We start from the raw sequence: 15,491 nt of genomic DNA on the forward strand, positions 1-15,491 counted from the left end.
CAAATTGTTTTATTCTGTTCGTAAACTTTTCACCGGGTCAGCCATCGCCGCTCGCAGTGATTGTCCACTGACGGTAATCATAGCAATCACTACTGCTACTAGTCCTGCTGCGGCAAGTATCCACCACTGCAAATCGATCCGGTATGCAAATCCCTGAAGCCATCGGTTCATGGCATACCAGGCGATGGGTGTGGCGATAACTATAGCGATCAATACCAGGCGAATAAAGTCTTTGGATAATAGTGCTACTACGTTCCCAACGGAAGCACCGAGCACTTTCCGGATGCCAATTTCTTTGGTGCGCTGACGAGCGGTATGTGCAGCCAGTCCAAAGAGACCAAGGCAGGAAATAAGTATGGCAAGCCCTGCAAAATACCTGGAGAGGGTAGCCACTCGTTGTTCCGATGCATACTGTGCCTGGAAATTTTCATTCAGAAATTCGAATTCAAAGGGGTAATCGGGATTAAAATCCTCGTAAAAAGTACGCAATGCTTCCAAAGCGTCACGTTCCTTTCCGGCTTCGATCCTCACCATGACATATTTTACGGCTTCGGGCATCAGGACCATGAATATGGGTTCGGCATTGTCATGAAGGGATTTGAAATGAAAATCTTTTACGATGCCGATTATTTTAGCCCGGCCGTTTTCTACCGTTTTGCCGATCGGATCCTCTATTCCCATAGTCCGGATTGCTGTTTCATTGAAGATGATTCCCGCGCTGTCGGCTCCGAATTCCCGGCTAAAACCATGACCTGCGATTATCTCCATTCCCATCGTTTCGATATAGCCGTAGTCTACACCAAAGATTTGGAACTGGGTATTATTCTTCGGATCTTTTCCTTCCCAATCCAACGTGCCGCTCCAATTCTGACCGACCATGGTATGCGTTGTACTCGATGCATTTTCTATCCCCGGTAACTTTTTGGCTTCGGATATAAAGGTCTGCAACCGGTCTTTAAGGGTTCCTTCGATATTGACTTTTACGATTTGATCCTGTTCGTAACCCATATTTTGATTTTGAATAAATTCAATTTGTTTATACACTACTACTACCGATATGATAAATAGGATGGATAGTGAAAACTGGATAACTACCAATCCTTTTCTTGTCCAGGATTCACTGGATGTACTTCTTATTTTTTCCCGTAGAATCGTTAATGCATTGAATTTTGAAAGATAAAGGGCAGGGTAAATACCGGCCAGGATCCCTGTGAGGATGACAATGGAGGTGGCTGTTATATAAAAAGGCATATCAAGAGTCAATGTCAATTGTTTATCCACTATGGTATTGAACCGGGGAAGAAACAGCCATACCAATACTGTAGCCAAAATCAATGCTACAAAGGCCATGAGTACGGATTCGTTGATAAACTGAAATATGAAGGAATTTCTTTGGGCTCCGATTGCTTTTTTGACACCGATCTCTTGTAAACGCTGGGAAGCACGGGCTGTCGATAAATTCATGAAGTTAATACAGGCAATGATGAGAATGATCATAGCAATGACAGAGAATAATTTCACATACTGTATTCTGCCACCGGTCAATTTGCCATTTTCATATTTTCCGTGAAGGTACAGTTGTGCAAATGGAGCTAATGTAGCAGTCCGGATCGTATTTTCATCTCTGTTTTTACGGACTTTTTCAATTTTGGTCGTCAAATTTGGAATGTTCGCCCCTTCCTTGACTAATATATATACTTTGGGACCACTACTATTCCAGGTTTGTAATGAGGTCCAGGGTGGAATTTCTTTGGAGGCTTCAGTAGACAATGCAAAATCAAATTGGACCGTTGAATGTGAGGGGACATTTTCGAAAATTCCTGAAACTCGGAATTGCCTGTTTTGTTCAAATTCTACCAGTTTACCTATGACATTTTCGATAGAGCCAAATAAAGAATTAGCTAATTTCCGGGATAAAACAATGGAATTAGGGTCAGTCATCGCTTCGGTTTTGTCTCCCCGGATCAATTCGTAAGAAAAAATTTTGAAATAATCCTTACTGACGAGTTGGCCTACGGCTTTCAGGGTGTTATTTCCAACAGAAAGGAGGTGCTCCCCAAACCATTCAGGAGGGATGGTCGAAGTAGCATATTCCACTTCAGGCATTTCTTCGGCAAGGAATTCGGCCATTGGGCCGGAAGTTTCCAAATAGGTCTGAATACCGTCAGAAAAGTCAAGATGTTCAATTACCTGGTATATCCTGTCATGATTCTTATGGAATTTGTCCATAACCAGTTCCTCATTGACCCATAGGTAAATAAGTAGTACGCATGCCAGGCCTGTTGACAATCCGAGAAGATTGATCAGAAAAGTACTTTTGTCTTTTTTGATATTGCGGAGGAAAAGTATGAGATAGTGCTTTATCATGATTATCGAATTTTTATTTTATTCATTTTTTACACTGCTTTTGACAGTTAATGATCATTCAGAGTGGAGACTGGCAACCGGATCCGCCATGGCCGCCCTCACGGATTGCCCGCTGACAGTCACCATAGCGATCACAACTGCTACCAGTCCCGCGCCGACAAACATCCACCATTGCAGCTCGATCCGGTAAGCGAATCCCTGTAGCCACAGGTTCATGGCATACCAGGCGATGGGTGTGGCGATGACAATAGCGATCAATACCAGGCGGATAAAGTCTTTGGACAGCAGGGCAACCACGTTGGCTACTGAAGCGCCGAGAACCTTTCGTATGCCGATTTCTTTGGTGCGTTGTTCGGCGGTAAAAGCTGCTAAAGCAAAAAGGCCGAGACAGGAAATACCAATCGCGAGGATCGCGAAAATCCCAAATAGCCGTACGAGCCTTTTTTCGGAAACATACAGTTGATCAAGTGTTTCGTCCAGAAAACTGAATTCAAAGGGTTGGTTCGGGAAAAATTTTTTCCATTTGATTTCGATATAAGACAGGGCCTCTTTTATATTTTGTGGGACGAGGCGCAGGTAGACCGTTGCCCGGTTCGGGTTTTTCCATGCATAAAAAGCCATTGGTGGAACCTTTTGATGCAGGGAAACGGTATTAAAATCTTTGATGACCCCGATTATTTTTCCGGAGAGTCCCTTGTGAGATAGAACCTGATTAATATAAGGCTTCTGTAAGTTTAGGGCATTTATGGCGGTTTCATTCAGGATAATGGAACGCGTCTTCTGGAGTGCCATATTCTCGTCGGAGAATTCGATCCGGTTGGACCCGAAATCGATTCCCTGGAAATCGGCCGGAAATTCTTCGGAAAAGAACCGCCCCTTTACTAGTTCCATATCCAATGCGGGCATAAAGTCTGGATCTACTTCGTTAAAAGAAAATCGGAATTCCTTTCCTGTCTCTTTTGGATCCGAAACTGTAGTGTAAGATGAATATGGATTTTCCGGGGACCAGCTACTGGTTCCTGCTTTCATAATTCCCGGATGACGAAGCAATTCCTGTTTAAAGCTTTTTCCCTGTTCGCGCATATTGTTGGGGCGGATCATCAGGACTTGTTCTTTATTATATCCCAATTTCTTATTACTGATATAAGAGATTTGCCAAAAAATAATAAATGTACACGCGATCAGTGCTCCGGAGATGGAAAACTGAACGATTACAAGGATTTTTCGCAGGTTGAAGTTGAACGGAGACGAAGGAAGTATTCCCTTTAATACCCGGGTCGGCTTTTGAGATGAAAGGAATAGGGCGGGATACAGGCAGGAGGACAAGACAAGTACCGTAAGTAGTAACCCTATACCAGTTATGACACCCGGCTGGAATAAAGAATGGAATACGATGGATTTGTCGTACAGGGAATTGAAAAACGGAATAGCCATAGGAACCATAAGTAGGGCGATCAGTAATGCGAAAAAGACAAAAAACAGGGATTCTCCTATAAATTGGGTCAGTAATTGCGACCGGGATGCTCCGATCGTTTTGCAAATACCTGCTTCCCTGGACCGTTTCATTGATTTGGCTGTTGTCAGGTTAATGTAGTTGATACCTGCGATGAGTAAAAGCAATATAGCTACTATTGAAAAAATATAAATGTAGCGGATATCCCCTCCCGGCTCCAGGTCCTGAGGGAAATCGGAATAAAGATGGATATCTGTGACCGGTTGAAAGGAGAGTCGAATTTCTTTTGGAAAGTTATATTTTTTATAAATGGACGGCATCTTTCGGCTAATATCCTCCCATCTTGTATTTTTCGTTAATTCAATGTATTGATGAAACATACGTGTACCACCGTTTTGCGGCCAGGCATCAAAGGAAAATTCATTTTCTTCGCTGAATTCTATGATATCAGCTTTGAAATGAGTGTTGGAAGGAATGTTTTCAATAATTCCAGTCACTTTCAGGGGAGGAGTAGGCCATGGTGCAGGTTTTTGATAAATAATTTGTCCGATGGGATCCTCGTCCGGAAAATACAATTCCGCTATGTGTCGGCTGATGACCGCCATAATCATCCCGGAGGCGGATTCATCCGTATTACCCCGGATCAGGGATATGGAAAAGATTTCAAAAAAGCTTTTGTCTACTCTAAGTTGATCAAGTTTGACGTATTCGCCTTGAATCTTGAAGTATTTAAGACCAAAACTATTAATTCTTGTGGCGCTTTTGATTTCGGGGAATTCACTTTTCAGGGCATAAGGAAGACCGGTAGGAAAGTAAAGCTCCCGGGTCCATTCCCCGTTTACTTCTTTTTCTAATACCAGTCGATATATTTGATCATGATTTTTAAAATGTTTATCGTAGGAGAGTTCTTTAAACACATAGAGCAGAATCATTAAACATGTGGCCAGACCGATGGCGAGTCCGCCTATATTAATTAGAGAGTAAAACTTGTTTGTCGATAAATTCCGCCAGGCGATTTTTATATAGTGTTTAATCATGATATTACGTTTTGATATTTTTCTACTCCCTTGTTGTCATCTCCCTGTTTACGCTTTCTGTTACGATTTGACCGTCGAATAAGTTTACAATGCGGTGCGCGAATTGTGCATCGTGATCGGAGTGGGTAACCATAAGAATGGTAGCTCCTTCCTGATAGAGCTCTGTTAGCAGGTTCATCACTTCGTTACCATTTTTAGAATCGAGGTTTCCGGTCGGCTCATCGGCGAGGATCAGTTTGGGATTGGGAATCACGGCGCGGGCGATGGCTACCCGTTGCTGTTGTCCTCCGGAGAGCTGCTGGGGAAAGTGTTTGGCCCGGTGGCCTATCTTCATACGTCCCAGGGCTTCCATGACCCGATCTTTGCGTTCGGATTTGGGGACTTTCAGATAGAGTAGGGGGAGTTCTACATTCTCGAAGACGGTGAGGGTATCGATCAGGTTGAAACTCTGGAAGACGAACCCCAGATTCCCTTTCCGGATCCTGGTTCGTTGGGATTCTGTAAATTTAGCTACTTCGTGCCCGGCAAATACATAGGATCCGGAGGTCGGCCGGTCAAGCAGACCGAGGATATTCAATAGTGTGGATTTGCCGCACCCCGAAGGTCCCATGATGGCGACGAATTCATTTTCGCGGACATGGAGACTGACTTTGTTCAGGGCCAGGGTTTCCACTTCTTCGGTTCGGAAACTTTTACATAGATTGGTTGTCTTAATCATACATTATATTTTATGTGTGTTTCATTTTATTGCCACTAAATCACGAATTCACGAAAAAGCATACCCCCTTTTTTCGTGGGATTTCGTGTCTTTGTGCCGCCTGCGGCCGGCAGGCATTCGTGGCACTTTTTTCACCATAAGGCACTAACTTCACAAAGGTGTAAAAAGAGTATTTTCTCAGTTTACCTGAGTGTCTCACGTGTCTAAATGGTTTATTTGATTTTTGTTCCTATTTCACTTCAATTTATTTTCGGTTATACTGAATTTACCAACTTTCGGCTCCCGGCTTCGGTCTTCGAACTATTCATTTCAATACAATTTTTTCAGCATTGCCGAAATTATCATAACTGGAAGTGATTACTTTTTCCCCGGCATTGAGTCCTTCCAATACTTCGTAATACTGCGAATTCTGTTTTCCGATTCGTACATTCCTTTTTTCAGCGGTTTCTCCGGTATCATCCAATACATAAACGTATTGACCACCTGTACTTTGATAAAAACCTCCCCGTGAAAGAAGCAAAGCTTCCTGGGATTCCCCTAATTGAAGACGGAGATTGTAATTTTGGCCGGCACGTATAGTCTCTGGTTTATTTTCTGTAAAGACCAGGTCTACTCGAAATCGGCCATCTCTTACTTCCGGATATACCTTTCGTAACCGCAGAGGAAAATGGTTGCCATTGCGATCGAGATCAGCAGTAAGATTTTGTCTTACCCGATCGATATAGTGTTCGTCGATAAGTGCTTCAATTTTGAAATCAGTCAGGATATTTATTTGCCCGATTCGTTCGCCCTGGTTGATGCGTTGTCCTATTTCGGCATCGAGAAATCCCAATTGACCATCTGCTGGTGCCCGCACATTGAGATGGTCGATCCGCTGGTAGACCATAGTCAATGTTTGTCTCATTCGGGCCAAATCGGTTTCCAGGTCTGTGAGCATAGTTTTTCGCAATTCGGCGTCCTGTTTGGTTTGTTGTTTGAGAATGTCATACTGTTTTTGGCCTAATTCATAATCTTCTTTTGTGATCAGGTATTCTTCTTTGGGAATCAGTTTATCCGCAAACAATGATTTGTTTTGCTCAAAATTCCGTTTGAAGCGCTTAAGGTCATATTCTGCTTTGACCAATTCTTTACGTGCCTGTATTTCCCGGGCATCAAAATTGAGCCGGGTACTTCTCAAGTCATTTTCTTTAAGGGCAAGATTACTTTCACTAGCCAGAATTTGTTCGTAAAGGTTTTGGTTTTCGAGTTTTAAAATAATATCGCCTTTACTGACCATAGCCCCTTCTTCAATGAGTTTTTCCGAAACCCGACCTCCTTCATAGGCATCCATATAGATGGTGGCTATGGGAGCAACCGTCCCGTTGATGGTAATGTAATCATCAAATTCACCTTTCGTTACTTCAGCAATGACCAATTTGTCTTTTTCCGTACGGAATACGGATTCAGAATTGGAAAACACCAGGGCCCACACAGTTAGTGCCGCAAATACTGCAATGGCAATATAACCTATATGCTTTTTCTTTAATCCTCTTTTTTTCTTTATTTCTATATCCATTGTATCATTTCTTTAATCAATTACTCTCAGCGTCATTGTTGGTTTTGATGAACGGTTATTCATCTTATTATGGCGTATCTTTTTCTCGTATAATTTTCAATAATTTGTACTTTTAAATTTCGATTTTTGACAAAATAAGGCCTTCCGGGAATTGAATGATTACCCACTAACTCGCTTGGGAAAATGTCCCGGTATGGGAAGACCGGCAATTCAACTTGGGAAGGCTTTGTTTTTACCACTGGTATTTCATTTTTTAAGAATTTAATAAACCTCCGGAATTTGGCATCCTAAGATAAGATCAGGAATTACTTACATAAGAAGAGTAGAAAACTCCGGAGGATATTTTGATCTCTGATTTCAGAATTTCTTTATATTATCGATATCATAATAGTGAGCTTTTCATTGTATATTAAACGTTGGTTTGCCCCGGTAAAAGTCCAGGGTTTTTTTCTGTACTTTAAGTCTTAGTTTGATTTGAAGATTTTCATTTTGTGACATGGCATATTGGTTTTTAGCCCGGTTCAGTTCGATGATACTGATCAGACCTTTTTCATATTTTTTTTGGGCTACTTCAAAAGCCAATTTTCTGGCAGTTTCACTTTGATTCGTTTGTGTATATTCGGATTGGCTCGCCTCATAGTCCTGTATTAATTGATTTATTGTTTTTTGCAGTTCTAGTTTTCGAATTTTATTTTCATTGACAGATTGACTAATTAAGATCTTCTGTTGATTTATATCCGAGCGAATGCGCCATCGATCTATGATAGCGATGCCTAGCGATAATCCTACAAATAAATTGGCGTTGTCACGGATTTGATTTCCAAAAGGTATTATTTCACCCGATGCGTTCAGGCGGGTTTCATAAAACCCCGTGCCATAACCAGCTGATAATGAAATCGATGGGTAAAGTCTTCCTTTCGTAATTTCCAGGTATTTTTCTTCAGCCCGGATTCGTAACCGTTGAGCCTCGATACCTGGCATAAATGAAAGAGCGGTCCGGTAAATGGAATCGGGATGTATTTCTTGTTCTTTTCGTATTTGCAAAGGTTCCGAGGAAATGTTTCTTATCTCAATTTCCGTAGCATTTTGAAGATTCATTTCCTGAATGAGTGCTAATTCTGCCGCTTGCAGATTATTTTCGTTTTGTGTAAGGACCAATTGGTCTGCAATCAGTACTGCCTTGGCTTCATACAAATCTGTACCTGCCTTCAGCCCTAATTCGATTTGTCTTTGGATGAACTTGTATTGGTTACGTGATATATCCACTTGTTCTGTTGATATTTTCAATTGTTCCTCAAAAAATAGTACATCATAAAAGGCAGTCATTACCCGAAAGGCAAGGAAGTACTCTTCTTGAATAATATCTTCTTTGGCAGCTTCTAATAAAAATTTTGTTGCCTTGATGTTATTGGACCTCTGAAAACCCCGAAAGATATCAGCAGAGGCGTTGATAGAATAATTATTTGAAAAAAAATTCGTGCCTATTATAGCATTTGTATTGGGATCTACGGAACGCCCGTATTGGATGTTGTAATTGGATTGACCGCGCAGGGAAGGTAAAAACTCACGATAGGATTGAGAATAGGACTCTTTTCGGGCATTAGCTCTTAGATTCAGGTCTTGCACTGTTAGGTTATTGGCCAGAGCGTAGTCAATACATTGATCCAATGTCCAGGTTTGTTGGCCGAACGTTAATGTATAGCTTCCCAGAAGATATATAAGTAATGTTTTGATGGCAGTTTTCATAATTTACTATTCGTATGCCAATATGTATTACTACTTATATGCCATAATTTCAATTATCTGTTTATCAGTATATTATGTTTTTTTGAAATGAAATTGTATAAATATTATGTAAAATAATTAGACCCAAAGTGTCCATATTTTTGACAGGTGCTATGATGGGAATTGAGAAATTCTTTATTTTGGAATGGTACAAGCTATATTGGTGTACTTCCTTTTGCTGTAATCGGGACATGCTTTACGGGGACAATATAAGGTTTACAAACATTTTGGCCCTTTGGGACGATTAGTAGTGTGGTGGTGATTGCTTGTATTTACAAACATCCTGTCCCCCTGGGAGATGGGTATCGGGAGGATGTTTGTATAAATAGAGATGCTCTGCACTCTGGGGCATAGCTTACCCCTGATACAGATCATTCTGGTTGAGGGTAATGTTTGTTGAAAAGATAAATTAATGCGATTGCCTGTCTCCTCAGGACCTAATATTTGTAACATGAAAGAAGCCAATATCTTAGTAGTTGATGACAATAAAAATGTTCTTTCTGCCCTGGAAATTCTCTTGCAGTTGGAATATCGCTCGGTCAAAACCATTCGGACACCCCATGAGCTCACGTCTTTTGCTGGTCTGAAAGGTGTGGATATTATCTTGCTTGATATGAATTTTTCTGCCGGGGTCAATTCTGGAAATGAAGGATTATTCTGGTTGAAAGAGGTTAAGAAGCGTGCTCCTCAAATTTCCGTTATTATGATGACAGCCTATGGTACTATTGAATTGGCTGTTAAAGCCCTAAAAGAAGGAGCTGAGGATTTTATTCTCAAACCCTGGAAGAATGAGAAGCTTTTAAATACGGTGAAATCGGCATGGCTTATTAAAAAATCGAAGAATGAGATTGATTCATTAAATAAAAAACAAAATAATTTAAAGCAGGAAATTAATCTCCACAAGAATATTATTATTGGGAAATCACCAGCTTTGAACGAGGTGTTAAAGTTAACTCGGAAGGTTGCGAAAACAGATGTCAATGTATTGATTACAGGGGAAAACGGAACGGGTAAAGAATTAATAGCACGGGAATTGCACAGAATGTCCTTACGGAGTCAGGAAGTTTTTATCAATGTAGATATGGGATCGATTTCGGAGAATTTGTTTGAAAGTGAATTATTCGGTCATGTTAAAGGTGCTTTTACAGATGCTAAAGTGGATAGGGCCGGAAAGTTTGAAACTGCTGACGGAGGAAGTCTTTTCCTGGATGAAATTGGCAACCTTTCTTTGCCTATGCAGGCAAAATTGCTTTCTGCAATCCAGAACCGGTCCATTGTCCGGGTAGGTGCTAACAAGATTATTCCGGTAGATATCCGGTTGATAAGTGCTACCAATAGTGATTTACAGGGAATGGTGCAAGATGGTAAGTTTCGGGAAGATTTACTTTATCGATTGAATACAATTCAGATCAAAGTTCCTCCTTTGCGCGAACGGGAGGGTGATATAGAAATACTGGCAGATTTTTTCCTGCAAAATTTTTCTCGAAAATACGGAAAGCATGGGTTGAGAATGGCTCCTAATGTAATTGAAAAATTGAGAGGCCATACCTGGCCGGGAAATATAAGAGAATTAAGGCATACAATTGAGCGGGCGGTCATTTTGAGCGAGGGGGATATATTACATACTGGTGATTTTTTAATGCAATCGACGACCCAGCCGAAGGAAAAGGATTTATTCTCCCTGTCGCTGGAGGAAATGGAATTAGTGATGATTCAACAAGCATTGGAAAGATATGATGGGAATTTTACAGCTGCGGCAGAACAGTTGGGAGTGAGTAGGCAAACGTTGTACAATAAAGTGCATAAAATGAAAAAAAATGGCTAGTAAACAATTTCACTTACAGCTAGTGTTCCGTATTTCTTTTATTACGATTTTTAGCATTGCTACAGCTTATTTATGGTTTGCTTTTGGACGGTTGTATTTTATAATTCCTATGATTGTCCTTGTTGTTCAGGTCTTCGGGCTAATAAAATATTTGAATCGGACAAATAAGAGAATGGCTTTCTTTTTCGAATCTATTAATAATGAGGATTTCTCAGTTCGCTTCGACGAAGAAAATGCTCCGGAATCCGTAAGGGAATTACATCGTAAGATCAATGAATTTAATCAACGGATTCGCGAGACATTTATGCGAAATGAGGAGCAGGAAAAATATCATCAGAAAATATTGGACCAATTGAATACAGGGATTGTAATCTTTAATCAAAAAGGTCACATTCGGGTAGTTAATCCTGCGGCAGGAAGACTCTTGAATTGTCATCCCCTTCATCATATCAGACAATTGGAACGGGCAGCACCAGGCTTATATGATTTGTTTTCGAAAGGTGCAAGTGATCGCCGTAACTTATTTAAGTTTTCGAATGAAAGGGAAACGATTCAATTGGTCATGGAGTTTTCTCGGATTTCGTTGCGGGATGATGTATTAACGTTAGTTACCATCCAGGATATCAATAGTGAACTTGAGTATAAAGAAACTGATTCATGGATTAAATTGATTCGAGTCCTCACTCATGAAATAATGAATACAATTACTCCAATTGCTTCTCTATCAGATACTTTAGTGCATTATTTTAAAAAGGAAAGCAATGGGGATTTGGTGATGGATGCTATCAGTAAGGAACAAATATTAAATACGGTTCGAGGATTGGAAGTGATCAGGTCACAAGGGAACGATTTAATGAGTTTCGTACAATCTTACCGTAATTTTCTTAATATTCCCGAACCCGATAAAAAGATTACAAATATTGCAAAGTTGTTTAACAAAGTAGCGGTATTAGTGGAGCAAGAAAAGGGCATTGGTGTTACCCTTAACATTCAAAAGCCCCAACAGGATGCAGAAATTTTCGCCGATGAAAAGCAAATTACCCAAATTTTAGTCAATCTGAGTAAGAATGCACTGCAGGCGATGCAAGAGACTAAAGAAGGGGTTTTACAAATAACTTTCAGGATTGAAGATACCGGAAAAAAATATATAGATGTAATAGATAATGGTCCCGGAATGTCACAGGAAGTCCGGGATCAAATATTTGTCCCATTCTTTACTACAAAGCAGAAGGGTACGGGAATAGGTCTTAGTCTTTCCAGGAAAATCATGCAAATGCATGGAGGAAACCTAAATTTGATCCGGTCGATACCTTATAGTGAAACTGTTTTCCGGTTGGAGTTTTAAGGAGTTCCAATCTGTCCAACAGGAACAAACTATTAGAATTCAATACCTACCAGGTATTTTATGACAACATACAACCTTATAAAATAATACATTCAATGGCATATTTGTACGGGCATCTTCAAGCGTTAAGGCATGAAAAATACAAAAGATTAAATCTATTAGCCACGATATCAAATAAACCCTACCATTCCATATCACCCTCGTCACTGGAAATACTTGAATTTGAAGTCACCTCATCTGACCCATCTTCATCCTGGTTAGTGGCTTCCCATTCTGCATTTCTACGATCAAACTCCTCATAATCATAATTGGGCATTAATTCCGTCTTAATGTGGTTGATCGTATTTTCGAGACTTTCAATAAACCGATTAAAATCTTCTTTATACAAGAAAATTTTATGCCTATTATAACCGTCACCACTTGACCTTCGTGTACTCTCTGTCATGGTGATATAGTAATCGTCTCCTTTTGTTTGCTTGACATCAAAAAAATACGTTCGCCTTCTTCCTGCTCTTACTTTTTCTGAATACACACTGTCAAAGCGATTTGATTTTCCGTTTTCCACTTCTCTTATTCATTTAAAATTCAATAATCAATTATGCAAAACTAAAATAATTACTAATAAAAAAAATAAATTTTAATATTTATGCGAAAACTTTTCTGTCTAACCTATTTAGTGTTTTGTAAATTGTCTCCCTAATTGGGCTTCTTTAGTAAAAACAGAAGTTTTTGAATTAATAGTTTCGAAAAGAGAAAATTTTCAGTATTTTATTCTAGCCATTATTTTCGGATTTACGGGGTGCATTTTTGAAGATATTCTAAATAGAGGATATTTAGTCTGACCAATGAAAAGGTTAGGAATTTCATTTTTGCCATTAATAGATGTTATGGTAGGTTTATCTTTAGGATTCCCCCTGCCTCATTCCCCTTTCTTATTCGAGATTTTCTAGTGCTGCATGGTCAATTAAATGTTTATAAAAACTATTTGAATGGTAGAGGACCTCGTGTTTTCCTATTGCTGATATATGACCTTTTTGGAGAATAATTATTTGATCGTATTCTGAATTGGGGTTTATTCGATGTGTAATATTAAATACCGTTTTTCCTTTCAGATCCTGGTCAAGATAATTAGTTACTACCTGCTCCGTATTGGCATCTACTGCGCTTAGAGCATCATCAAGAATAATGATTTCCGGGTCCTTTATGATGGCCCGGGCAATTGAGGTCCTTTGTTTTTGACCTCCTGAAAGGGTAACGCCGCGTTCACCAACAGCTGTTTGGTATGCTGAGGGTAATTCGGCAATTTCTTTATGGATTGAAGCTTTGGTAGCAGCTTCCATGACTTCATCAAGGGTAGCATCATTTTGGCCAAACTTAATATTGTTCTCAATAGTATCTGAAAATAAAAAATTATCTTGAGGTACATAACCGATCAGGGTACGCCAATGCAAAAGATCAAGGGATTCTAGTGGTTTTCCATCAATGAGAACTTCTCCTTCCGAAGGGTCAAAAGTTCTTAGAATGATCTCAGCAATGGTGGTCTTTCCCGATCCTGTCTTGCCAATAATTGCAATTCTGTCTCCTTTTTTAATAGTAAAAGAAATGTTTTCGAGGGCTTTAATTCCAGTATCAGGATATACAAAAGATACGTTTTTAAATTCGATAGATTCTTCGAATTCGAAATCAGTAATATTGCCATTTAGTATTTGTGGCTTTTGATTGAAAAATTCATCAATTCTCCTTTGGGATGCAGCTGCCTGTTGAACAATTGAGGCAATCCAGCCAATGGATGTGACAGGCCAGGTAAGCATGTTTACGTAGATAATAAATTCTACAAGTGTTCCGGCTGAAATATTGCCTTTATTTATTTGTAAACCACCAAAATAAATAACAAAAATGGTGCTAATCCCAATTATAAGCATCATCAGTGGGAAGAAGAAAGCATTTACTTTTACTAATTCCATTGATTTGCTTTTATAATCGTCACATTGATCAGTAAAGTAGTTTCCCATTTGTTTGCCCTTTACAAAGGATTTAACTACCCTGATGCCGGAATAAACTTCCTGTGCCAGACTGGTTAACAAGGAAAGTTGTTGTTGGATTTTTGTGCTTCTTTTGTGAACTATACTGCTTACATAATAGATAGAAACTGATAAAAGAGGTAATGGAATCAGTGTGTATAAGCTTAATTCACTACTTACGCTTACCATAAAACTTACTACGAGAACGGTTAATGTAGTAAGATTTATTCCATACAGAATAGCCGGTCCCAAATACATCCGGACTTTGGATACATCTTCCATAATCCGGTTCATTAAATCACCAATTTTTGATTTTCTATAGAAATTTTGAGATAATTTGGAATAGTGGTCGTATATGTCTTTTCGCAGGTCATATTCAATGAGACGGGATACAACTATGATAGTTTGTCTCGTAAAATACATGAATATACCCATCAAAAGTGCAAATCCTATAACCAATAGACCATATGAAAGTAAACTGGAAGAAAGATTTGAGCTAATCAAAGCTTGAGATTCAAAACCTTCGGCCATTTCAATAGACTTTATGTCTTGTAATACCAGATCAAGAGCCTGACTAATCATTCTGGGCTGAAGGACGGCAAATGCATTAGAGAGAGCAACAAAAATAAATCCAAGAGTCAGTCGTCCACGGTAACGCCAAAGGTATTTATTTAAGCTTTTTAAGTCTTTCAAGTCTATTTTTTTTCAAATATATATAATCAATCCTTATAAATACGGAAATTCAAATATGGTTTAACTTTTTGTAATCTTTGATGATCCTTTTTTAGAATTATTTCTTTCAGTTCGCTAAAGTCGTTGATGTTTTTATTTTGAGATCTATATTTCATAATGAAGTACGACATTTGTTTTGTAACATAGGGATGTTTGTATAAAGAGTCATATGAAATGAAATTGATGTAAATTGGCGTAACTTCTTTTCGAACTAACTGTAACTGATTTTTAATTTCCTGGAAAACAGAATCCGGGAGTCCATAGGTTTCATTGACTTGATCTATAGAAACAAATCCTCCCAGGGCTTCCCTGAAATTTAGAATTCTTCCCGCTCTATACGGGCCGATTCCATACAATTTTTGCCATTCAATAGAGTCTGCCTGGTTTATTTTAATTGTATCCTTGGTTTGTTGGTGCTTTGGTTTGGTTCTTGAAGGAGTGTGTAATACAGAAGGTATCTTCCTGGCAGGAATAACGACATTGTTGGAATCAGCTGTATTTTCCGAAGTATCTGTTGAAATGTAATTGATGGAGTCAGTTATAGAAGAATCAATAACCCAGGCTTTTTGTTGGATAATTAAAAAAAATATCCACATAAGAATAGAAATGGCAATTGTTATTAAATATTGGAAAGAAGAATTTTTTGAAATCAT

General features: G+C 39.2%; 10 protein-coding genes. 2 read left to right on the forward strand and 8 right to left on the reverse strand.

The features are described 5' to 3' along the window. Positions 1-9: 9 nt before the first annotated feature. From LVD47_RS15160 to LVD47_RS15180, 5 genes are all read right to left on the reverse strand, one after another. Positions 10-2,367, reverse strand: a complete 2,358-nt coding sequence (locus LVD47_RS15160; RefSeq protein ID WP_236978354.1) for an ABC transporter permease — start codon at positions 2,365-2,367, stop codon at positions 10-12. Between the two features lie 54 nt (positions 2,368-2,421). After that, on the reverse strand, positions 2,422-4,857 hold the full coding sequence (locus LVD47_RS15165; RefSeq protein ID WP_236978356.1) for an ABC transporter permease: 2,436 nt from the start codon (positions 4,855-4,857) through the stop codon (positions 2,422-2,424). A 22-nt stretch (positions 4,858-4,879) separates the two neighbouring features. Beyond that, the gene (locus LVD47_RS15170) at positions 4,880-5,575 is read right to left on the reverse strand and encodes an ABC transporter ATP-binding protein (RefSeq protein ID WP_236978358.1); all 696 of its coding nucleotides are present in this window, start codon (positions 5,573-5,575) and stop codon (positions 4,880-4,882) included. A gap of 304 nt (positions 5,576-5,879) precedes the next feature. Beyond that, positions 5,880-7,130: an efflux RND transporter periplasmic adaptor subunit gene (locus LVD47_RS15175; RefSeq protein WP_236978359.1), complete on the reverse strand. Its 1,251-nt coding sequence runs from the start codon at positions 7,128-7,130 to the stop codon at positions 5,880-5,882. A gap of 399 nt (positions 7,131-7,529) precedes the next feature. Beyond that, positions 7,530-8,876 carry a TolC family protein gene (locus tag LVD47_RS15180; RefSeq protein ID WP_236978360.1) on the reverse strand — a complete coding sequence of 449 codons (1,347 nt, stop codon included), beginning with the start codon at positions 8,874-8,876 and terminating at the stop codon, positions 7,530-7,532. A gap of 490 nt (positions 8,877-9,366) precedes the next feature. Here LVD47_RS15180 and LVD47_RS15185 point away from each other — a divergent pair, with 490 nt between their 5' ends. Together LVD47_RS15185 and LVD47_RS15190 are read left to right on the forward strand one after the other, a co-directional pair. Beyond that, positions 9,367-10,740: a sigma-54-dependent transcriptional regulator gene (locus tag LVD47_RS15185; RefSeq protein WP_236978362.1), complete on the forward strand. Its 1,374-nt coding sequence runs from the start codon at positions 9,367-9,369 to the stop codon at positions 10,738-10,740. Beyond that, positions 10,733-12,085, forward strand: a complete 1,353-nt coding sequence (locus tag LVD47_RS15190; protein ID WP_236978368.1) for a sensor histidine kinase — start codon at positions 10,733-10,735, stop codon at positions 12,083-12,085. The genes LVD47_RS15185 and LVD47_RS15190 overlap by 8 nt, the downstream gene beginning before the upstream one ends. A gap of 181 nt (positions 12,086-12,266) precedes the next feature. On the opposite strand, the gene LVD47_RS15195 is transcribed toward LVD47_RS15190, so the two are convergent. From LVD47_RS15195 to LVD47_RS15205, 3 genes are all read right to left on the reverse strand, one after another. Then, a complete protein-coding gene (locus LVD47_RS15195; RefSeq protein WP_236978369.1) occupies positions 12,267-12,650 on the reverse strand; it encodes a DUF3276 family protein in 384 nt (127 codons plus the stop codon). A gap of 367 nt (positions 12,651-13,017) precedes the next feature. After that, positions 13,018-14,799, reverse strand: coding sequence for an ABC transporter ATP-binding protein (locus LVD47_RS15200; RefSeq protein ID WP_236978373.1), 1,782 nt, complete (start codon positions 14,797-14,799; stop codon positions 13,018-13,020). A gap of 26 nt (positions 14,800-14,825) precedes the next feature. Then, positions 14,826-15,491 carry a ComEA family DNA-binding protein gene (locus tag LVD47_RS15205; protein WP_236978374.1) on the reverse strand — a complete coding sequence of 222 codons (666 nt, stop codon included), beginning with the start codon at positions 15,489-15,491 and terminating at the stop codon, positions 14,826-14,828.

Origin of the sequence: Membranihabitans maritimus (assembly GCF_021729145.1) — a bacterium.
In the GTDB taxonomy this organism is placed as follows: domain Bacteria; phylum Bacteroidota; class Bacteroidia; order Chitinophagales; family Saprospiraceae; genus Membranihabitans; species Membranihabitans maritimus.